The sequence below is a fragment of the Geodermatophilus sp. URMC 64 genome (assembly GCF_053502555.1).
Genome location: NZ_CP199955.1, coordinates 2,637,808 through 2,655,732, shown reverse-complemented (window position 1 = coordinate 2,655,732; position 17,925 = coordinate 2,637,808). Strand labels below are relative to the sequence as shown.

17 protein-coding genes and 1 riboswitch are annotated in these 17,925 nt (G+C 75.1%); of the genes, 12 read left to right on the top strand and 5 right to left on the bottom strand.

Annotated elements, in window-relative coordinates; all coding sequences use genetic code 11:
* Nucleotides 1–9 precede the first annotated feature (9 nt).
* From ACWIYF_RS13010 to ACWIYF_RS13000, 3 genes are all read left to right on the top strand, one after another.
* Complete coding sequence (locus tag ACWIYF_RS13010) at nucleotides 10–1,251, top strand: hypothetical protein (RefSeq protein ID WP_448628555.1); 1,242 nt, start codon at nucleotides 10–12, stop codon at nucleotides 1,249–1,251.
* Between the two features lie 12 nt (nucleotides 1,252–1,263).
* Nucleotides 1,264–2,757, top strand: coding sequence for a M20/M25/M40 family metallo-hydrolase (locus tag ACWIYF_RS13005; RefSeq protein WP_448628554.1), 1,494 nt, complete (start codon nucleotides 1,264–1,266; stop codon nucleotides 2,755–2,757).
* A gap of 134 nt (nucleotides 2,758–2,891) precedes the next feature.
* A complete protein-coding gene (locus ACWIYF_RS13000) occupies nucleotides 2,892–3,257 on the top strand; it encodes a helix-turn-helix transcriptional regulator (protein WP_448628553.1) in 366 nt (121 codons plus the stop codon).
* A 29-nt stretch (nucleotides 3,258–3,286) separates the two neighbouring features.
* Here ACWIYF_RS13000 and ACWIYF_RS12995 read toward each other — a convergent pair whose 3' ends face one another.
* Nucleotides 3,287–3,664 carry a hypothetical protein gene (locus tag ACWIYF_RS12995; protein ID WP_448628552.1) on the bottom strand — a complete coding sequence of 126 codons (378 nt, stop codon included), beginning with the start codon at nucleotides 3,662–3,664 and terminating at the stop codon, nucleotides 3,287–3,289.
* Nucleotides 3,665–3,877: 213 nt separating this feature from the next.
* On the opposite strand from ACWIYF_RS12995, the gene ACWIYF_RS12990 reads away from it, so the two are divergent.
* The 6 genes from ACWIYF_RS12990 to ACWIYF_RS12965 all read left to right on the top strand — a co-directional run bounded on the left by ACWIYF_RS12990 (nucleotide 3,878) and on the right by ACWIYF_RS12965 (nucleotide 10,027).
* Nucleotides 3,878–4,840 (top strand): MBL fold metallo-hydrolase, encoded by a 963-nt coding sequence (locus ACWIYF_RS12990; RefSeq protein ID WP_448628551.1) that lies wholly within the window; start codon nucleotides 3,878–3,880, stop codon nucleotides 4,838–4,840.
* 6 nt (nucleotides 4,841–4,846) lie between these two features.
* On the top strand, nucleotides 4,847–6,493 hold the full coding sequence (locus ACWIYF_RS12985; protein ID WP_448628550.1) for an FAD-dependent monooxygenase: 1,647 nt from the start codon (nucleotides 4,847–4,849) through the stop codon (nucleotides 6,491–6,493).
* A gap of 13 nt (nucleotides 6,494–6,506) precedes the next feature.
* Nucleotides 6,507–7,712: a cupin domain-containing protein gene (locus ACWIYF_RS12980; protein WP_448628549.1), complete on the top strand. Its 1,206-nt coding sequence runs from the start codon at nucleotides 6,507–6,509 to the stop codon at nucleotides 7,710–7,712.
* Nucleotides 7,709–8,902, top strand: a complete 1,194-nt coding sequence (gene fahA, locus ACWIYF_RS12975; RefSeq protein ID WP_448628548.1) for a fumarylacetoacetase — start codon at nucleotides 7,709–7,711, stop codon at nucleotides 8,900–8,902. Before ACWIYF_RS12980 ends, fahA begins: the two co-directional genes overlap by 4 nt.
* Nucleotides 8,899–9,579 (top strand): IclR family transcriptional regulator, encoded by a 681-nt coding sequence (locus ACWIYF_RS12970; protein ID WP_448628547.1) that lies wholly within the window; start codon nucleotides 8,899–8,901, stop codon nucleotides 9,577–9,579. The genes fahA and ACWIYF_RS12970 overlap by 4 nt, the downstream gene beginning before the upstream one ends.
* Before the next feature lie 73 nt (nucleotides 9,580–9,652).
* The gene (locus ACWIYF_RS12965; protein WP_448628546.1) at nucleotides 9,653–10,027 is read left to right on the top strand and encodes a VOC family protein; all 375 of its coding nucleotides are present in this window, start codon (nucleotides 9,653–9,655) and stop codon (nucleotides 10,025–10,027) included.
* A gap of 6 nt (nucleotides 10,028–10,033) precedes the next feature.
* On the opposite strand, the gene ACWIYF_RS12960 is transcribed toward ACWIYF_RS12965, so the two are convergent.
* The 3 genes from ACWIYF_RS12960 to ACWIYF_RS12950 all read right to left on the bottom strand — a co-directional run bounded on the left by ACWIYF_RS12960 (nucleotide 10,034) and on the right by ACWIYF_RS12950 (nucleotide 13,622).
* Nucleotides 10,034–10,885, bottom strand: coding sequence for a hypothetical protein (locus tag ACWIYF_RS12960; RefSeq protein ID WP_448628545.1), 852 nt, complete (start codon nucleotides 10,883–10,885; stop codon nucleotides 10,034–10,036).
* 256 nt (nucleotides 10,886–11,141) lie between these two features.
* A riboswitch (cyclic di-AMP (ydaO/yuaA leader) is annotated at nucleotides 11,142–11,312 on the bottom strand.
* Between the two features lie 156 nt (nucleotides 11,313–11,468).
* On the bottom strand, nucleotides 11,469–13,130 hold the full coding sequence (locus ACWIYF_RS12955; protein ID WP_448628544.1) for a bifunctional 3'-5' exonuclease/DNA polymerase: 1,662 nt from the start codon (nucleotides 13,128–13,130) through the stop codon (nucleotides 11,469–11,471).
* Nucleotides 13,131–13,166: 36 nt separating this feature from the next.
* Complete coding sequence (locus ACWIYF_RS12950; protein WP_448628543.1) at nucleotides 13,167–13,622, bottom strand: DNA-directed RNA polymerase subunit alpha C-terminal domain-containing protein; 456 nt, start codon at nucleotides 13,620–13,622, stop codon at nucleotides 13,167–13,169.
* A gap of 78 nt (nucleotides 13,623–13,700) precedes the next feature.
* On the opposite strand from ACWIYF_RS12950, the gene ACWIYF_RS12945 reads away from it, so the two are divergent.
* Both ACWIYF_RS12945 and ACWIYF_RS12940 read left to right on the top strand, forming a co-directional pair.
* The gene (locus ACWIYF_RS12945) at nucleotides 13,701–15,404 is read left to right on the top strand and encodes a DEAD/DEAH box helicase (protein WP_448628542.1); all 1,704 of its coding nucleotides are present in this window, start codon (nucleotides 13,701–13,703) and stop codon (nucleotides 15,402–15,404) included.
* A complete protein-coding gene (locus tag ACWIYF_RS12940) occupies nucleotides 15,401–15,571 on the top strand; it encodes a hypothetical protein (RefSeq protein ID WP_448628541.1) in 171 nt (56 codons plus the stop codon). Before ACWIYF_RS12945 ends, ACWIYF_RS12940 begins: the two co-directional genes overlap by 4 nt.
* A gap of 9 nt (nucleotides 15,572–15,580) precedes the next feature.
* On the opposite strand, the gene ACWIYF_RS12935 is transcribed toward ACWIYF_RS12940, so the two are convergent.
* On the bottom strand, nucleotides 15,581–16,042 hold the full coding sequence (locus ACWIYF_RS12935; protein ID WP_448628540.1) for a peptidoglycan-binding domain-containing protein: 462 nt from the start codon (nucleotides 16,040–16,042) through the stop codon (nucleotides 15,581–15,583).
* Nucleotides 16,043–16,179: 137 nt separating this feature from the next.
* On the opposite strand from ACWIYF_RS12935, the gene ACWIYF_RS12930 reads away from it, so the two are divergent.
* Entirely contained in the window at nucleotides 16,180–17,916 is a 1,737-nt protein-coding gene (locus ACWIYF_RS12930) for a PHA/PHB synthase family protein (protein WP_448628539.1), read from the top strand.
* Nucleotides 17,917–17,925: the final 9 nt, after the last annotated feature.

Below are 17,925 nucleotides of genomic sequence, written 5' to 3'. Positions count from 1 at the left end.
TGAGGACCGATGCTGTCTGAACGCGAATACCAGGACCGGCTCGACCGCGTCCAAGCGCTGCGCGAGCAGGTCGCTGAGCAGCTCTCCGGCAGCCTGGTCTCCAACCCGGCGCTGGCCGAGGAGCTCAACCGGCAGATCGACGCCCTCGTCGAGGCCCTGACCGTCACCGAGGCGGCCGCCCCGCGGCCGCCCGACCAGGGGCTGGCCGAGCTGGTCGGCGTCGGCCCCGAGGCCGCCCAGCGCTTCGGCCAGGTCAAGGTGCCGCCCGGGGTCGTCCCCTACGACGAGAACGTCAACTCCGAGCGGATCGTCGCCGTCGGCGACCTCTACTACATCTACCAGCACGAGAAGATCGGGGTCTTCCGCGTCGTCCAGAAGCTCAAGCAGCTGTTCGAGGCCGGCGCCGTCCGGCTCTCCGGGGGCGACGGCGCCTACCGGCTGTACCAGTTCGACCGCCGGGACGTGCTGCGCTACACCCGCAACGACCGCATCGCGGCCTACCGCAGGGTGCTGGGCTACGGCGCGGGGCTCGGGGCGGGGCAGAGCCGGCCGAACACCGACTTCCACATGCTGTTCGCGCACTTCGTCAACCAGGTGACGCTGTTCTGGCGGGACAAGCGCATCAGCGACGTCATCCGCGAGCGGGCGATCGACCCGAGCTTCGGCTCCATCGCGGTCGTCCGGCGGGCCGGCCTCGACCTGCGCAACAACCTGAAGTTCACCTCGTTCGGCCACCTCAACGTGCTGCGCGTCGAGGTCATGCAGCTGCTCGACGAGTGCTTCCGGATCCTGGGTGCCGAGGACGTCAAGAAGCTGTTCGGCGCCGACAACGCGTGGGACGTCGTCGACGAGGTCCTGATCCGCTACTTCGACGAACGGCTGCAGAGCAGCCCGCGCCAGCGCATGGCGGTCACCGGCCGCGACGTGCTGCGCTGGCTGTCCGGGCCGCACGTGATGGAGACCGGCCGCGGCCAGTTCGAGGCACTGCTCATGCAGATCGCCGAACCGGCGGAGGAATGGCTCACCTCGGCGCAGGCGATGAGCCTGGCCCGGCGCACCGGCAGCGACCGCGTGCTGCCGTGGGAGCAGCTCGGCCAGTCGGGGGTGGCGGCGGCCTACGCCGAGCGCAGCCCGGCGCTCATCCCGCCGATGACCGGCCGTCCGCCCATGTATCCGCGGCGGGGCGGCCTGGGCACCTACCGCGGAGGTCGCACCGCGCGCCCGGCGCGGTCGCCGGCCGGGCGGCTCTGACCGGCCGGGCCCGTGCCCGTGCCCGTGCCCGTCGCCGCGCCGCCGAGCCGCGGGCAGCGCACGCGGGCGGTCGCTGACGCCCTGCGGCAGGCCCGCCGCGGCCGGGAGGAGCACCTGCAGGCCCTGGCCCGCTGGGTGGCCGTCCCGTCCATCAGCGGCGACCCCCGCCGGCGGGGCGCGGTCCTGCGCGCCGGGGCGGTGCTCGCCGACCTGCTCCGGGCGGCCGGTGCGGCGGTGCGGCGGATCCCGGCGCCGGGTGCCCCTCCCCTGGTGGTGGCCCGCGCCGGCGGGCCGCCGGGGAGCCCGGTCGTGCTCGTGTACGGGCACTACGACGTCGTCGCGCCGGGGCCGGGGTGGACCGCCGCCGCGTTCCGGCCGGTGGTGCGCGGCCGGCTGATGCTGGGCCGCGGCACCAACGACGACAAGGGCCAGCTGATGGCCGCCGTCGCGGCGCTGGACGCCTGGCGCCGGGCCGGAGGGCCGCCCAGCACGGTGTGGGTGGTCGCGGAGGGCGCCGAGGAGGTCGGCAGCCCCGGTCTCGGGCACGCCCTGGCCGCCCTGCGCGGCGCGGTGCGGCCGGACCTCGTGCTGGTGTGCGACACCGAGCGGGCGCCGGACGGCGTCCCGAGCGTGACCGTCAGCCAGCGGGGGCACCTCGACCTCACCGTCGCGGTCGACACCGGCGGCACCCCGGTGCACCCCGGCCGGCTGGGCGGGGCGGTGGTCGACCCCGGGGTCGTGCTCAGCCGGGTGATCGGCCGGTTCTCGACCGCGCTCCCCGCCGGCTCCTCCGCTCCGCTGCGGAACCCCCGGCTGCGCGAGCGCTCCGACGCGCAGGTCGCCGCCACCGTCGCCGGGCGGGCCACGGCCGGCAGCGACCTGGACCGCCGGATCACCGCACTGCCCGCGCTGTCGGTCCTGCGGCTCGCCGCCGGCGCGGGAACCCGGGCCGTGCCGACCCGGGCCTGCGCGGAACTCGACGTCCGGCTGCCCCCGACGGCCGATCCGGGCGCGCAGCTGCGGCTGCTCCGGCAGGCCGCGCGGGCGGCCACCCCGGCCGGTGTCCGCCTGGCGGTGACCGCACGGGCGGCGCACGCCGGGCACGAGGCGGTGCCGGCCGCAGCCGCCCTGGCCGCGCTCGACGCCGCCTGCCGGGCAGCCGTCGGCAGCCCGGTGCGGCTGCTCCGCTCCGGCGGCAGCCTGCCGGCGGTCGGGCCGCTGACGCACACGTTCGCCCGGACGCCGGTCCTGCTGGGTCTCGGCACGTCCGGCGGTTCGGCCCACGGTCCGGACGAGCACCTCGACCTCGTGGAGTGGGTGTCGGGGGTCGATCTCCTGGTCCGGCTGTTCGCCGATCCCGGCCCGGCGACGGGCACGAGGGCCGATCGGCTTCGGTCACAAGTCCCTTGTGACACGCCGGGCCGGTCCGCCACGATTTCGGCTCCGGCCGAGTTCGATTCTCCCGAGGAGACGCAGGCATCCGGCTCACCAGGCGGGAGGCGCTGATGTCCGGAACGGCTCCTGCCCCGGACCGCCTCGTCGTCCCCAGCCCGAGACGTCCCGGACGGGGTGTCCACCCGTCGGCCGCCCGCGTCGGACCGCGACCGCCCACCGACGACGGAGCCGACCCGGACCGCGAGGTGCGGCAACGGCTCGCCCGGTCCCTGGAGGTGCTGCAGGCGCAGGTGCTCGACGGCACCCTGGAGCTGACCGTGGTGCCGGGAGCCGGCTGGGCAGCGGTCCTCGAGCACGACGGGATCCGGGCGGTGCTGGTGATCGATCCCGGCGCCGGCAACGGGTACTGCCTGAGCCCCCGTGAGCTGCAGATCGCCCGGATGGTGGCGGCCGGGGCGACCAACCGGGCCATCGCCGACGCCCTCGACATCAGCCTGTGGACCGTGTCCACCCACCTCCGCCGGGTCTTCGCCAAGACCGGGGTGGCCAGCCGGGCCGAGATGGTCGCGGAGCTCTTCGGCGGGCTGCACGTCCCGTTCGACGGGCGCTGAGCGACCCGCGGGTCAGCCGGTCGCCCGTCCTACCGCCGGCCGTGGTGGTCGTCCTGCGTGCCGGTGACGGCGAAGTCCTCGCCCACCTGCACGATCAGCTGCTGGCCGTCGGCGGTGACGACGTGCGACTCGTAGACGCCCTCCGAGTCGGTCTCGGTGCGGACGATGGTCGCGCCGGGGTACTCGGCCAGCACGGCGGCCTCGACCCGGTCCCTGGTGTCGCCGGTCAGCGGCCGCTCGCCGCGGTGCCCGTCACGGTCCGCCGCGGCCGTCGAGCCGGCCGCGCCGGTGCCGCCCTGGTCCGCGCCGGCGCTCAGCGTGCCGGCGACGATGCCGCCGGCCAGCGCACCCGCGGCGACCAGGCCGGCCGCCGTCCCCCACCGACGCCTCTTCGTCGTGCTCTCCATCGTCGCCTCCCGGGGCCAGGCCGTCGTGGACGGGTGCGACGGTGGGGTCCGCGCCCATGAGCCCGCTGTGTGCCCGCTCGGGGACCGATGTGAGGGCGCCGCGGGTCCAAGATGAACGGGACCCGGTCTTGTGCTCCGGGACACACGCCCGTAGCGTGGAACCGATAGATGGAGAGCATGTCCTGATATAGAACACCCCGAGGAGCCCCCGTCATGGCCGCCAAGCCGTTCGCCTCGTCCGCCGACCTCGGCGTCAAGGAGCAGACCCTCGAGGTGCTCGCCGACGGCGTGTACGCACTGACCGCCGAGGGGGACCCGAATCTCGGCGCGATCGAGGGCGAGGACTTCCTCGTCTGCTTCGAGGCGCTGGCCACCCCGGTCGCCGCCCGGCGCTGGCTGGCCAAGCTGCGCGAGCACACCGACAAGCCGGTCCGCTACCTGGTGCTCTCGCACTACCACGCGGTCCGCGTGCTCGGCGCCAGCGCGTTCGACGCGGAGGTGATCGTCAGCTCCGAGCAGACCAGGCACCTGATCGCCGAGCGCGGCCAGCAGGACTGGGAGAGCGAGTTCGGCCGGATGCCGCGGCTGTTCGAGGAGCCCGAGTCGATTCCCGGCCTCACCTGGCCGACCCTGACCTTCCGGGACAGGCTGACCATCGAGCTCGGCGGCGACCGCGGTGAGCTGGTCCTGGAGTTCCTCGGCCGCGGCCACACCGAGGGCGACATCGTCGCCTGGCTGCCCGAGCAGGAGATCGTCTTCGCCGGCGACCTGGTCGAGTCCCAGGCCGCGCTCTACACCGGCGACGCGTTCCACTTCGACTGGGCCGCCGGCACCCTCGACCGGATCAAGGCCCTGCAGGCGCGGCAGCTGATCGGCGGCCGCGGCGCGATCGCCCGTGGCCGGGACCAGGTGGACGCCGCCATCGAGCAGACCCGCGACTTCCTGCTCACCATGCAGCGCACCGTCGGCGAGGTGCACCGCGCCGGCGGCACCCTCAAGGCGGCGTTCGAGGCGACGCACGAGGCGCTGGCCCCGAAGTACGGCGCCTGGCCGATCTTCGAGCACACGCTGCCCTTCGACGTCTCCCGGCTGTGGGACGAGTTCTCCGGCGTCGAGCGCCCCGTCATCTGGACCGCCGAGCGCGACCGCGCCGTGTGGGACGAGCTGCAGGGCTGAGCCGCGATGACCACGGCGCCCACCAGCGACCCGGTTCTCGTCCTCGGCTGCGGCCCGGTCGGGCAGACGACCGCCCTGCTCCTGGCGCGGTGGGGGCTCGACGTCGTCGTCCTCGACGGCCGCCCCGAGCGCGACCTGATCGGCAGCAAGGCGATCTGCCAGCAGCGCGACGTGCTCGACGTGTGGGACACCGTCGGCGTCGGCACCGAGATCGCCCGCCGCGGCGTCACCTGGACAACCGCGCGCACCTTCCACCGCGACGCCGAGCTGTTCAGCTTCACCTTCGCCGACCGCGGCCGCTCGCCGTTCCCGCCGTTCGTGAACATCTCGCAGTGCGAGACCGAGGCGCTGCTCGACGAGCGGATCGCCGCCGAGCCCCGGATCGACGTCCGGTGGGGGCACCGGGTCACGGGCATCGAGCAGGACGGGACCGGGGTCACGGTCATCTGCGCGAACGGGGCCACCGTCCGCGGCTCGTACGCCGTCGCCTGCCCCGGCCCGCGCAGCGACGACATCCGGTCGATGCTGGGGCTGACCTTCCCCGGTGAGTCGTTCGAGGACTACTTCCTCATCTGCGACATCCGCACCGACCTGCCGGGGTGGGAGACCGAGCGGCGGTTCTACTTCGACCCCGAGTGGAACCCCGGCCGGCAGGTGCTCATCCACCCGTGCCCGGACTCCACGTTCCGGATCGACTGGCAGGTGCCGCCGGACTTCGACCTCGCGGCCGAGGAGGCTTCTGGTTCCCTGGACCGGCGGATCCGCCAGGTGATCGGCGAGCGCGACTACGAGATCGTGTGGAAGTCGGTCTACCGGTTCCACTCGCGGGTGGTCGACCGGATGCGGGTCGGCCGGGTGCTGGTCGCCGGCGACGCCGCGCACCTGGTCGCGCCGTTCGGCGCGCGCGGGCTGAACTCCGGCGTGCTCGACGCGGAGAACGCCGCCTGGAAGATCGCGTTCGTGCTGCGCGGCTGGGCGCCGGAGTCGCTGCTGGAGAGCTACCACGACGAGCGGCACGCCGCGGCACTGGAGAACATCGAGGTCACCACCGCGACCATGCGCTTCCTCGTCCCGGGCACCGAGGAGGAGGCCCGCCATCGCCGCGACGTCCTGCAGCGTGCCGCGACCGACCCCGCGGCCCGGGCGGAGGTGAACTCCGGCCGGCTCGCGGAGCCGTTCTGGTACGTCGACTCCCCGCTCACCACCCCCGACGAGCGGCGCCCGTTCCCCGGCCGGCCGGCCCGCGGCGACGTCCCCGTGCCCGCGCCGGGCGTGCTCGTCCCCGACTGCCCGGTCACCGTGCCCGGCCGGCCGGACGTCGTCCGGCTGCGCCAGCTCGCCCGCGAGGGCATCACCGTGCTGGTCGGGGACGACGCGGCGCTCCCCCAGGCGCTGCCGGCGGATGTGCCGGTCGCCGTGCACCGCATCCGCGACCTCGACCCGACCCCCGTGCTGCGCGAGGCCCTCGGCGCCCGCGCCGACGAGATCTGGGTGCTGCGGCCCGACGCCCACGTGGCCGCCGTGCTCACCCGCTCCGCCGACGTCGCCCCCGCGGTGTCCCGGCTGCTCGCCCACGAAGGACCCCCGTGCCCCCCGCCCCTCGCGAGCTCGCGGCGGGACCCTGCACGGGGGCCGCAAGTCCCGGTTTCCTGAAGGAGGCACTTCCATGGCGTTCTACCGGCAGGCGGGCGAGGTCCCGCCGAAGCGGCACACCCAGTTCCGCCGTCCCGACGGCAAGCTCTACTCCGAGGAGCTGGTCGGCGAGGAGGGCTTCTCCTCGGACTCCTCGCTGCTCTACCACTCCGGGGTGCCGTCGGCGATCGTCGACGCCCGGCCGTGGGAGCTGCCCGACCAGTCCCTGACGCCGAACGCGCCGCTGGTGCCCCGGCACCTGAAGCTGCACGACCTGTTCCCCGGCGAGGAGCACAAGGCCACCGACGCGGTGACCGGGCGCCGGCTGGTGCTGGGCAACGGCGACGTGCGCATCTCCTACGCGGTCTCCTCGGCGACCTCGCCGTACTACCGCAACGCGACCGGGGACGAGTGCGTCTACGTCGAGCGCGGCAGCGCCACCGTCGAGACGACGTTCGGCGCGCTGACGGTGGGGCAGGGCGACTACGTGATCCTGCCGCGCACCACCACGCACCGCTGGATCCCGACCGGGGACGAGCCGCTGCGCACCTACGCGATCGAGGCCAACTCCCACATCGCCCCGCCCAAGCGCTACCTGTCCCGCTACGGGCAGTTCCTCGAGCACGCGCCGTACTGCGAGCGCGACCTGCGGGCGCCGGCCGAGCCGCTGCTCGGCGAGGGCGGCGACGTCGAGGTCTACGTCAAGCACCGCGGCCCCGGCCCCGGCGGGCTGGCCGGCACCGTGCACGTCGTGCCGGAGCACCCGTTCGACGTCGTCGGCTGGGACGGCTGCCTCTACCCCTACGCGTTCAACATCGCCGACTTCGAGCCGATCACCGGCCGGGTGCACCAGCCGCCGCCGGTGCACCAGGTCTTCGAGGGCCACAACTTCGTGATCTGCAACTTCGTGCCCCGCAAGGTCGACTACCACCCGCTGGCGGTGCCGGTGCCCTACTACCACTCCAACGTCGACTCCGACGAGGTCATGTTCTACGTCGACGGCGACTACGAGGCGCGCAAGGGCTCGGGTATCGGCAAGGGCTCGATCTCGCTGCACCCGGGCGGGCACTCCCACGGCCCGCAGCCCGGCGCGGTCGAGGGCGCGCTCGGGGTGGAGTTCTTCGACGAGCTCGCCGTCATGGTCGACACCTTCCGCCCGCTGGACCTCGGGGAGGCCGGCACCGCCGCCGACGACGGGAAGTACGCCTGGACCTGGTCCGGCCGGGGGCCGAACACGTGACCTGGCTGGACCTGCCGGCCGACACCGGCTTCGGCCTCGCCAACCTGCCCTACGGGATCTTCTCCAGTCGGGGCGGCCCGCGGCGCACCGGCATCGCGGTCGGCGACCTCGTCCTGGACCTGGCCGGCGTGACCGAGGACCCGGTGCACCGCACCGGGTCGCTCAACGAGTTCCTGGCGCTCGGCCCGCGGGCCTGGCGGGACCTGCGCGCGCAGGTCACCGCGTGGCTGACCGACCCCTCGCACCGGCGCGTGATCGAGCCGCACCTGCTGCCGCGCGCCGAGGTCACGCTGCACCTGCCGGTCGAGGTCGCCGACTACGTCGACTTCTACAGCTCCCAGCACCACGCGGAGAACCTCGGCCGGATGTTCCGCCCGGACTCGGCGGCGCTGACCCCGAACTGGAAGCACCTGCCGATCGGCTACCACGGCCGCGCCGGCACGGTCGCCGTCTCCGGGACCCCCGTCGTCCGGCCCTCCGGGCAGCGCAAGGCACCGACCGACGACGCGCCCACCTTCGGGCCGTCGCAGCGGCTGGACATCGAGGCCGAGGTCGGCTTCGTCGTCGGCACGCCGTCCGCGCTGGGCACCCCGGTGCCGCTCGGGGACGTCGCCGAGCACGTCTTCGGCGTCTGCCTGGTCAACGACTGGTCGGCGCGGGACCTGCAGGCCTGGGAGTACGTGCCCCTGGGGCCGTTCCTCGGCAAATCGTTCCTCACCTCGGTCTCGCCGTGGGTGGTACCGCTGGCCGCGCTGGAGGCGGCGCGGGTGCGCCCGCCGGCCCGCGACGTGCCGCTGCTGCCCTACCTCGACGACGCCGACACCGAGCCGTGGGGCCTGGACATCACCCTCGAGGTGCGGCTCAACGGCGAGCTGGTCAGCTGCCCGCCGTTCGCCGGGATGTACTGGACGCCGGCCCAGCAACTGGCGCACATGACCGTCAACGGCGCCAGCCTGCGCACCGGCGACCTGTTCGCCTCCGGCACCGTCAGCGGCCCGGCGAAGGACCAGCGCGGCTCGTTCATCGAGCTGTCCTGGGGCGGGCAGGAGCCGGTGACGCTGTCCGACGGCTCGACGCACACCTTCCTCGAGGACGGCGACGTCGTCACGATCACCGCCACCGCTCCCGGCAGGGACGGAGCACGCCTCGCGTTCGGTGAGGTCACCGGCCGGATCGAGGCGGCGCGATGACCGAGAGCGCACCGCAGTCCCAGACGCTCGACCGCGGCCTGCGGATCCTCGAGCACCTCGCGAGCGTGAGCGCGCCGCAGCCGATCGTGGAGATCGCCTCCTCCGTCGGTCTGCACCGCTCGATCGCCTACCGGCTGCTGCGGACGCTGGAGGACCACCAGCTCGTCGAGCGGGACCCCGCCGGGCACTACTGGCTCGGCCTCGGCATCGCCGCGCTCGGCCGGGGCGTGCGGACCGACCTGCAGGCCGCGGCGCTCCCCCGGCTCAACGCCCTGGTCGCCGACCTGGGCATGACCGCCTTCCTCGTCATCCGCTCCGGCGACGAGGCGGTGACCGTCGCGAGCGTGGAGCCGCAGGACACCGCGGCGCACGTCGTCTACCGGCCCGGCACCCGGCACCCGGTGGGCCGCGGCGCCCCCGGTCTCGCGCTGCTGATGCCCGAGCCGCCGTCCCCGGACGACCGGGAGGCGCTGCGGGAGGCCCGGCGGGTCGGCTGGGCGAGCTCCCACGGCGAGGTGATCGCCGGGCTGCGCTCCGTCGCCGCCCCGGTGCTCGGCCCCGACGGCGGGGCCCGCGCCGCGCTGGCGGTCGTGTTCGTGGACGAGAACGCCGACGTCGCGAAGGTCGGGTCCGCGGTGTCCGAGGCGGCGGCGAAGGTGGCCGCCGCCGTCCGCTGAGCCGACCGCTCCCGGAACGGCCCCGGACGTGCTTGGCTGCTCGCCGTCGCACGGCCGTCGGAGGGAGCCGCAGATGCCCGTCCAGCTCAACCACACCATCGTCGCCGCCCGCGACCGGCACGAGTCGGCCGCCTTCCTCGCCGACCTGCTGGGCCGCAAGCCGCCGACCGACTTCGGCCCGTTCGCGGTCGTCGAGCTCGACAACGGCGTCTCGCTCGACTTCCAGGACGACGAGGTCGCCCAGCCGCGGCACTACGCGTTCCTGGTCTCCGAGGAGGAGTTCGACGAGATCTTCGGGCGGATCCGGGCCCGCGGCCTGGACCACTGGGCCGATCCGTTCGAGCGGCACCCGGGCGAGATCAACACCAACGACGGCGGCCGGGGCGTGTACTGGAAGGACCCGAACGGCCACATGCTGGAGATCATCACGCGGCCGTACGGGGGCTGACCCGTCCTAGCGGTAGTTCACGTGGACGTGGTCCATGTGGTTGGCCGTGGCGCTCCCCCGGTCGGACATGCCCTCCCAGGAGCCGCCCGGCGACTGCAGGATCCGCTGCCGGTAGATGAGGTACTCCACGCCCAGCTCGTCCCAGTGGTCGATGTGGTACTGGACGATCGCGTTCCCGAGGGCGGTGTCGGACAGCACCATGTAGTCCAGCGCCAGACCGGACGGGTGCCCGTGCGGGTCGGTCGCGCTGGGCCGGGTGCCGCCGAGGGTGATGTCGCCGGCGCCGGGCACGTTGGAGACGACCGCGTTCGCCGCGGCCTGCACCTGCGGCTTCACGCTGCCCGCGGTGTTGGAGATGTGCGCGGTCGCGGTGACCGCGGTCCCGGCGACCTCCTGGGCCGGCTCCGGGGCGATGGCCGGGGCAGCGGCGGCCCGGGCCTGGGCCTGGGCCTCGGCGGCGGCCTTGGCCTTGGCCTCCGCCTCGGCGCGGGCCTTGGCCTCGGCCTCGGCCTTCTGCCGGTCGAGCTCGGCCTGGTCGGCGGCCGCCTGCGCCTGCTGCGCGGCGGTCTGCTCGGCCTCGCGGGTGCTGCGGCTGGCGGCGAGGTCCTCGAGCGGCTGCAGGTCCTCGGCGGGGGCGACCGCGCCCGACTGGGCGCTCAGGCCGAGTTCCTGGGCGACGCTGACCGACTCCGACGTCCCGGCCTCGGCCTGGGCGGCCGGGTCGGCGCCGAACAGGACGTTGACCATGAGCGCGCCGGCCGTGGCGACGCCCAGGTACAGCCCGGGACGGCGGACGGCGGCGGGCGGGAGCCGGCGCGCGCGGCGGGCCCGGCCGGAGGTGGTGGTGCGGGTGTCCATGGGGAGGGGTGCTCCGAGAGGTACGGGCGCAGCGGCGCAGGGGCGCACTGCGAGGGGATGCGGGCAGGGCGGCGCGGGCGCACCAGGAAGCGGCTGGTCAGCCGGTCGAGCGAGGGTGCTCGGGGTGGTGGGCCTGCGCGGGCGGCGTCAAGGGGGGCCGCCGACGATCAGATCCGCGGGCGCACCCGGATCCGGCGGTACCGGGCCGTGCGGGGTCGGGCAGCAGGGCAAGCGCGCACCATCGGGGCGGCTCTCCGTTTCTTCCGTCAGCCGCCTACCGAGTTAGCTGACGGGTTCGGGCGGGAAGCAGCCCTACCGCCGGTGGACGCAGAGCGACCACGGGCAGGATTCACCCCAGTACTGCGGTGGGTCCCCGGCTCGCCCGTTGCTCGTGGCCGAACGGTGGGCGACTCGGCGGCGTCCGCTCGGACTCCCCGGGTGGGGACGTGATGACCGACCGGACCTCTTCACCGTAGAGCCGTTATGCAGTCGTGACAATCAGGGGCCGTCGATTCGTCGGGTGATGCACGTCGCGGCTTACCGCCTTGACGGCGGAAGCGTGCTACGGCCTGCCGATCCGGGGTCAGCCGGCGTCGGCCCACGACGCGACGACGGCGACGTCGAGCGGGAAGTCGACCGGGAAGTCGCCGAACAGCAGCCGGCCGGCCGTCGCCGCGGCGCCGCGGACCGCGTCGACGACGTCCGGCGCCAGGTGCTCGGGCGTGTGGACGACGACCTCGTCGTGCAGGAAGAACACCAGGTGCGGCCGCTCCTCGACCCGGCCGGCGCCGCCGAGCCGCCACAGCCGGTTGCGCAGGTCGGCCAGCCAGCACAGGGCCCACTCCGCCGCCGTCCCCTGGACGACGAAGTTGCGGGTGAACCGCCCCCACGCGCGGCGGGAGCGGTCCCGCTCCTCCCGGGAGCCGCCCTCGTCGGGCGGTTCCCCGAGCTCGACGGCGCGCTCGGCCCACCCACCGGTCGGCGCCGGCGACCCCCGGCCGAGCAGGGTGTGCACCACCGCGCCGCGCTCCCCCGCCCGGGCGGCCTCCTCCACCAGCCCGATCGCCCGCGGGTACCGGCGGGCCAGCCGCGGCATCATCCGGCCGCTCTCGCCCCGGGTGCCGCCGTACATGGCCCCCAGCACGCCGAGCTTCGCCTCCGCGCGCGAGGCGACGGCGCCGGCGGCCACCATGCCCTCGTACAGGTCGGTGGAGCGCGCTGCCTCGGCCAGCGCCGCATCCGCGCTCATACCGGCGAGCACCCGCGGCTCCAGCTGGGCGACGTCCGCGACCACGAACCGCCAGCCGTCGTCCGCGATCGCCGCCGGGCGCACCTGGATCGGCACCGACAGCGCTCCCCCGCCGTTGGACGCCCACCGCCCGGTCACCACGCCGCCCGGCACGAAGTACGAGCGGAACCGGCCGTCGCGCACCCAGGTCTCCAGCCAGCTCCAGCCGTTGGCCTGCAGCAGCCGCGCCAGCTTCTTGTACTCCAGCAGCGCGGGGACGGCGGGGTGGTCGAGCTGCTCGAGCGTCCACGAGCGGGTGTCGCGCACCGGCAGCCCCGCGGACTGCAGCGCGCGCAGCAGCTCCCCGGGCGAGTCCGGGTTCAGGTCGGGCACCCGCAGGGCGGCGCGGACCTCCGTCGCCAGGCCCTCCAGCACCGGCGGCCGCGCACCGGCCGGCGGCCGGGCGCCCAGCAGGTCGGTGAGCAGGCGCTCGTGCACGTCGGCCCGCCACGGCAGCCCGGCGTGGGTCATCTCGGCGGCGACCAGGGCGCCGGAGGACTCCGCCGCGAGCAGCAGGCCCAGGCGGCCCCGCTCGCCCGACGCGGCCAGCGCCGCCTGCTGGCGGTCGAGCTCGGCGAGCGGGTCGAGCCGGTCGGCCGGGTCCTCGAGCGGGAAGAGGCCGGGCTCGGGGGCGGTGACCGGCGCCAGCGCGTCCCAGCCCGCCGTGTCCTCGCCGGTGAGCACGGCCTGGTCGACGAACGGCGAGCGACGGAGGACCGCGTGGGTCAGCCGCAGGTCGGTGCAGCGCTCGACGCGGACGCCGGCCCCGAGCAGCGGCGGGTACCAGCGCGTGGTGTCGTCCCACACCCACCGGACCGGTGTGCGCTCCCGATCCCGGACGAACCCGGCGAGCTCGCCCGCGGCCAGCCGCGTCTCCCCGGCCGGCGTCCCGTCGTCGGTGCACTCACGGGCCTCCACGGCGCCCTCGCCGCGGCGCAGCAGGACGACCCGGTTCACCCCCGCAGTGTCGCCGACGCGGCCGACATCCCGGTGCTAGCGGCCGAGCAACCGCCCCAGGCAGCGCACCGGCTCGCGGACCGACCACCGCACGAGGCGCACCGCCAGGCGCAGCAGGTCGGCGTACTCGGCGGGCCGCGGCGCCGGGGACGGCGGGGACGGCGGCGACGGCTCGGCCGCGACCGGCGGCGCTCCGGGGACCAGCAGGTCGACCGCGCTCCGCCGGCGGGGCTCGCGCAGCGAGGCGAAGGACGGGATGGGCGGCGCGGCGGGCGCCTCGTCCTCGATCGGGTGCGGCGTCCCCGGCTCGGGGACGACCCGCCGGATGGCGGCGATCATGCCCGGCCCGAGGCCCTTGATGCCGGCGAGCTCCCGCCGGGTGAGCCCGGCCAGGTCCTCGACCGTGGTGACCCCGGCGGCGGCCAGCGAACTGACCGCCCGCGCGGGCAGGCCCAGTGCCGGGAGCGCCTGTCCCGTCGGTCTGCTCTGCATGGCGCGCCCACCCTAACGTCGGCCTCCGGGCGGCCACCCGGCGAGTCGGTCGCTGCCCGGGGTGGGAAGGATGGGGCCATGACCGGCGCCGAGCAGGACGACGAGAGCGGCGGCACGTTCGCCGACCTCGGGCTGCGGCCCGAGCTGCTGACCGCGCTGGCCGGCCTCGGCTACGAGGAACCCACCCCGATCCAGCGCGAGGCGGTCCCGCCGCTGATCGAGGGCGAGGACCTGCAGGGGCAGGCAGCCACCGGCACCGGCAAGACCGCGGCCTACGCGCTGCCGCTGCTGCAGCGGCTGCCCGCCGGCCGCCGCGACCCCGAGCCGGGCGCCCTGGTCCTGGTCCCGACCCGCGAGCTGGCGATCCAGGTCTCCGAGGCGCTCTACCGCTACGGCAAGGAGCTCGGCGCGCGGGTCGTGCCGGTCTACGGCGGCCAGCCGATCGGCCGGCAGCTGCGCGCCCTCGACGCCGGCGTCGACGTCGTCGTCGCCACGCCGGGGCGGGCGCTGGACCACGTCCGGCGCGGCACGCTGCGGCTGGGCTCGATCGCCACCGTCGTCCTCGACGAGGCCGACGAGATGCTGGACATGGGCTTCGCCGAGGACCTCGAGGCGATCCTGGACGAGACGCCGGAGGAGCGGCAGACCGTGCTGTTCTCGGCGACCCTGCCGCGCCGCCTCGACGCGCTGGCCCGCCGGTACCTGCGGGACCCGGTCCGCATCGAGGTGGCGCGGGAGCGGGCGGCCACCGGCGAGGCGCCGCGGGTGCGGCAGACCGCCTACGTCGTCCCCCGGGCCAGCAAGCCGGCCGCCCTCGGGCGGGTCCTCGACGTCGAGTCGCCCACCGCGGCCATCGTGTTCTGCCGGACGCGCGACGAGGTGGACACCCTCACCGAGACCCTCAACGGCCGCGGCTACCGCGCCGAGCCGCTGCACGGCGGGATGAGCCAGGAGCAGCGCGACCGCGTCATGGGCCGGTTGCGGGCCGGGACGGCGGAGCTGCTCGTGGCCACCGACGTCGCCGCCCGCGGGCTGGACATCGACCAGCTGACCCACGTCGTCAACTACGACGTCCCCTCCGCCCCGGAGACCTACGTGCACCGCATCGGCCGGGTCGGCCGGGCCGGCCGGGAGGGCGTCGCCATCACGCTGGTCGAGCCGCGCGGCCACCGGATGCTCAAGACGATCGAGCAGGTCACCAAGGCGCCGATCGCGGTGGAGAAGCTGCCCACGGTGGCCGACCTGCGCGCCCGTCGGCTGGAGCTGACCCGCGCCGCGCTGCGCGAGAGCCTGCTCGAGGACGACCTCGAGCACTTCCGGGCCGTCGTCGACACGCTCACCGACGAGTTCGACGTCGTGGAGGTCGCCCTCGCCGCGGTCAAACTGGCCCACGAGGCCGGTGGCGGCAGCGACGACGACGAGGACATCCCCGACGTGACGCTGCGGCCCGATCGCAGCGGCCCGCGGCGGGGCGACGGCGGCCGCGACGACCGGCGCGGACGGCGCGACGACCGGGGCGGCGGCCGCGCGCCCGCCGCCGGCGTGACCCGGCTGTTCGTCGGCCTCGGCCGCAGCGCCGGCGTCCGCCCGGCCGACCTGGTGGGCGCGATCACCGGCGAGGCGGGGCTCCAGGGCCGCGACATCGGGGCCATCGAGATCGCCCAGCGGTTCTCCGTCGTGGAGGTCCCGGAGGCCGCGGCGGGCTCGGTGATCACGGCGCTGCGGCAGGCCACGATCAAGGGCCGTCGCCCGGTCGTCCGGCGCGACCGGGACGGCGCATGACCGGCCCCGCGGACCGGGAGCCGGGGCGCGAGATCGACCCCCGGGACCCGGACACCCTCTACGCCGAGGGGCCGGTGGCGGCCGAGCCCCCGGACGACGACCTGCCCGACGCCTCGCCGCTGCGCGACTCGGGTGGCACGGGCCCGGGGCCCGACGACCTGGATTGACCTGCTCGGTCAGAAGGAGAGCATCCCGCTGACCAGCGCCCGCCACGTGACCGGGCCGACGATGCCGTCGACGGTCACCTCGGGGTAGTCGGTGGACAGCGCCTGCTGGAAGCCGCGGACGGCCTGCTCGGTCTTCGGGCCGAAGATGCCGTCGATCTGCAGGCCCTTGCTCGGGTCCCCGGACTCGTTGCGGAACTGGAACTCCTCCTGGACGCCGCGCACCGCATCGCCCTCGCTGCCCCTGCGCACCGTGATGATCAGCGCCGACCAGGTCCGCGGGCCCACGATGCCGTCGACCGTGAGGTTCTTCTCGTCCTGGAACGCGCGCACGGCGGCATCGGTCTTCGGGCCGAAGATGCCGTCGACCGCCACGGTCTTCCCGCGTGCCCGCAGCAGGTGCTGCAGCGTCCGCACCGGGTGCTCCCGCGCGCCCTGCCGGACCAGCGGCCACGGAGCAATCGAATCGGCCATGTCGTCCCCCTCTCGGACGGGGGCAGGATCCCCGGCGGCCGTCACGGGCCCGTCACGGACGCGCGCCTCGCCGAGGTCGTCGGCCGGGTGCGCTACGGTTCCGACACTGTGTGATCCGTGTCACAGGAAGGTCGAGGATGACCGCCACCGAGACTCCGCGCCCCCGCCGGCTCCGCTCCGTGGAGGGCGCACCCGATCCGGCACCGCAGACCGAGAACGAGGCGCTGTCCTCGGTCGAGGGCGCGGAACCCGTCGGCCTGCCCACGCCCCGCGGCATGGTCCGCGGCGCGCTGGCCACGCTGGCCCGGCCGGGACCGCTGGCCCGGGAGGCGGCGCGGCTCGGCAAGGACTCCATGCGCATCCTGCGGGGCACCGACGAGCTGGCGCCGTCGCCCAGGGACCGCCGGTTCGCCGACCCGGCGTGGTCGGTGCACCCCGGCTACAAGCGCCTCGCGCAGTCCTACGTCGCCGTGACCGGCGCCCTGGACCGCCTGGTCGCCGACTACGAGGCCAGCGGGGCGGACTGGCGCGAGGTCGAGCAGGCGAAGTTCCTGTTCAACGCGTGGACCAGCGCGGTCGCGCCGACCAACACCCTGCTCGGCAACCCGGCCGCCCTCAAGCGTGCCTGGGACACCGCCGGCCGCAGCGTGCTGCGCGGCGCGGGCCACATGCTGCACGACCTGGTGCGCAACGGCGGGCTGCCCCGGCAGGTCGACCGCAGCGCCTTCACCGTCGGCGAGGACCTCGGCATCTCCCCCGGCGCCGTCGTCGCCCGCACGGACGTCATCGAGGTGATCCAGTACGCGCCGTCCACCCCGCGGGTCCGGCAGCGCCCGGTGGTGATCGTGCCGCCGCCGATCGGCCGGTTCTACTTCCTGGACCTGCGGCCGGGCCGCAGCATGGTCGAGTACGCGGTCAGCCGGGGCCTGCAGGTCTTCATGATCAGCTGGCGCAACCCGACCAAGGAGCAGGCCGACTGGGACCTGGACACCTACGCCCAGGGCGTGCTCGACGCGGTCGACGTGGCCCGGGAGGTCACCGGCTCCCCCGACGTCGTGACGATGGGCCTGTGCGCCGGCGGCCAGGTCATGACGACGGCGCTGAACCACCTCGCGGCCACCGCGGACGACCGCGTGTCCGCCGCCAGCTACGCGGTCACCCTGCTCGACTTCTCCAGCCGCGCGCCGCTGGGCGCCTTCTCCGGCCCCCGGCTGCTGGAGATGGCCCGCCGCAACTCCACCCGCAAGGGCGTGATCAGCGCCCGCGAGATGGGGGCGGTGTTCACCTGGATGCGCCCGGACGACCTGATCTTCAACTACCTGGTCAGCGAGTGGCTGATGGGCGAGGACCCGCCGGCGTTCGACATCCTCGCCTGGAACGCCGACGGGACGAACCTGCCCGCCCGGCTGCACGAGCAGTTCCTGGAGATCTTCGGCGACAACGCGCTGGTCAAGGCCGGGGCGCTGAAGGTCCTCGGGACGCCGGTCCACCTCAGCCGGATCACCGTGCCCACCTTCGTCACCGGCGCCCTCACCGACCACCTCACCCCGTGGGACGGCTGCTACCGGACGACGCAGCTGCTCTCCGGCCCGAGCACCTTCGTCCTGAGCTACAGCGGCCACATCCAGAGCCTGGTGAACCCGCCGGGCAACCCGAAGGCCCACTACTGGACCGGCGGCGAGCCGGTCGGGGACGCGCAGGCGTGGCGCGCCTCGGCCGAGCGGCACACGGGCAGCTGGTGGGAGCCGTGGGCCGACTGGCTGCACGAGCACACCGGGGACGAGGTGGCCGCACCGACGGACCTCGGCAGCGCCGGCCACCCGCCGCTGGAGCCGGCCCCCGGCTCCTACGTCCGCGACCGCCGGCCGGCCTGAGCGGCCCGG

What these genes read in the sequence shown, in the direction of transcription:
- ACWIYF_RS13010 (WP_448628555.1), top strand. Translation starts at nt 10, where the DNA reads ATGCTGTCTGAACGCGAATACCAGGACCGGCTCGACCGCGTCCAAGCG.
- ACWIYF_RS12995 (WP_448628552.1), bottom strand. Translation starts at nt 3,664, where the DNA reads ATGGAGAGCACGACGAAGAGGCGTCGGTGGGGGACGGCGGCCGGCCTG.
- ACWIYF_RS12990 (WP_448628551.1), top strand. Translation starts at nt 3,878, where the DNA reads ATGGCCGCCAAGCCGTTCGCCTCGTCCGCCGACCTCGGCGTCAAGGAG.
- ACWIYF_RS12985 (WP_448628550.1), top strand. Translation starts at nt 4,847, where the DNA reads ATGACCACGGCGCCCACCAGCGACCCGGTTCTCGTCCTCGGCTGCGGC.
- ACWIYF_RS12980 (WP_448628549.1), top strand. Translation starts at nt 6,507, where the DNA reads ATGGCGTTCTACCGGCAGGCGGGCGAGGTCCCGCCGAAGCGGCACACC.
- ACWIYF_RS12970 (WP_448628547.1), top strand. Translation starts at nt 8,899, where the DNA reads ATGACCGAGAGCGCACCGCAGTCCCAGACGCTCGACCGCGGCCTGCGG.
- ACWIYF_RS12965 (WP_448628546.1), top strand. Translation starts at nt 9,653, where the DNA reads ATGCCCGTCCAGCTCAACCACACCATCGTCGCCGCCCGCGACCGGCAC.
- ACWIYF_RS12960 (WP_448628545.1), bottom strand. Translation starts at nt 10,885, where the DNA reads ATGGACACCCGCACCACCACCTCCGGCCGGGCCCGCCGCGCGCGCCGG.
- ACWIYF_RS12950 (WP_448628543.1), bottom strand. Translation starts at nt 13,622, where the DNA reads ATGCAGAGCAGACCGACGGGACAGGCGCTCCCGGCACTGGGCCTGCCC.
- ACWIYF_RS12945 (WP_448628542.1), top strand. Translation starts at nt 13,701, where the DNA reads ATGACCGGCGCCGAGCAGGACGACGAGAGCGGCGGCACGTTCGCCGAC.
- ACWIYF_RS12940 (WP_448628541.1), top strand. Translation starts at nt 15,401, where the DNA reads ATGACCGGCCCCGCGGACCGGGAGCCGGGGCGCGAGATCGACCCCCGG.
- ACWIYF_RS12935 (WP_448628540.1), bottom strand. Translation starts at nt 16,042, where the DNA reads ATGGCCGATTCGATTGCTCCGTGGCCGCTGGTCCGGCAGGGCGCGCGG.
- ACWIYF_RS12930 (WP_448628539.1), top strand. Translation starts at nt 16,180, where the DNA reads ATGACCGCCACCGAGACTCCGCGCCCCCGCCGGCTCCGCTCCGTGGAG.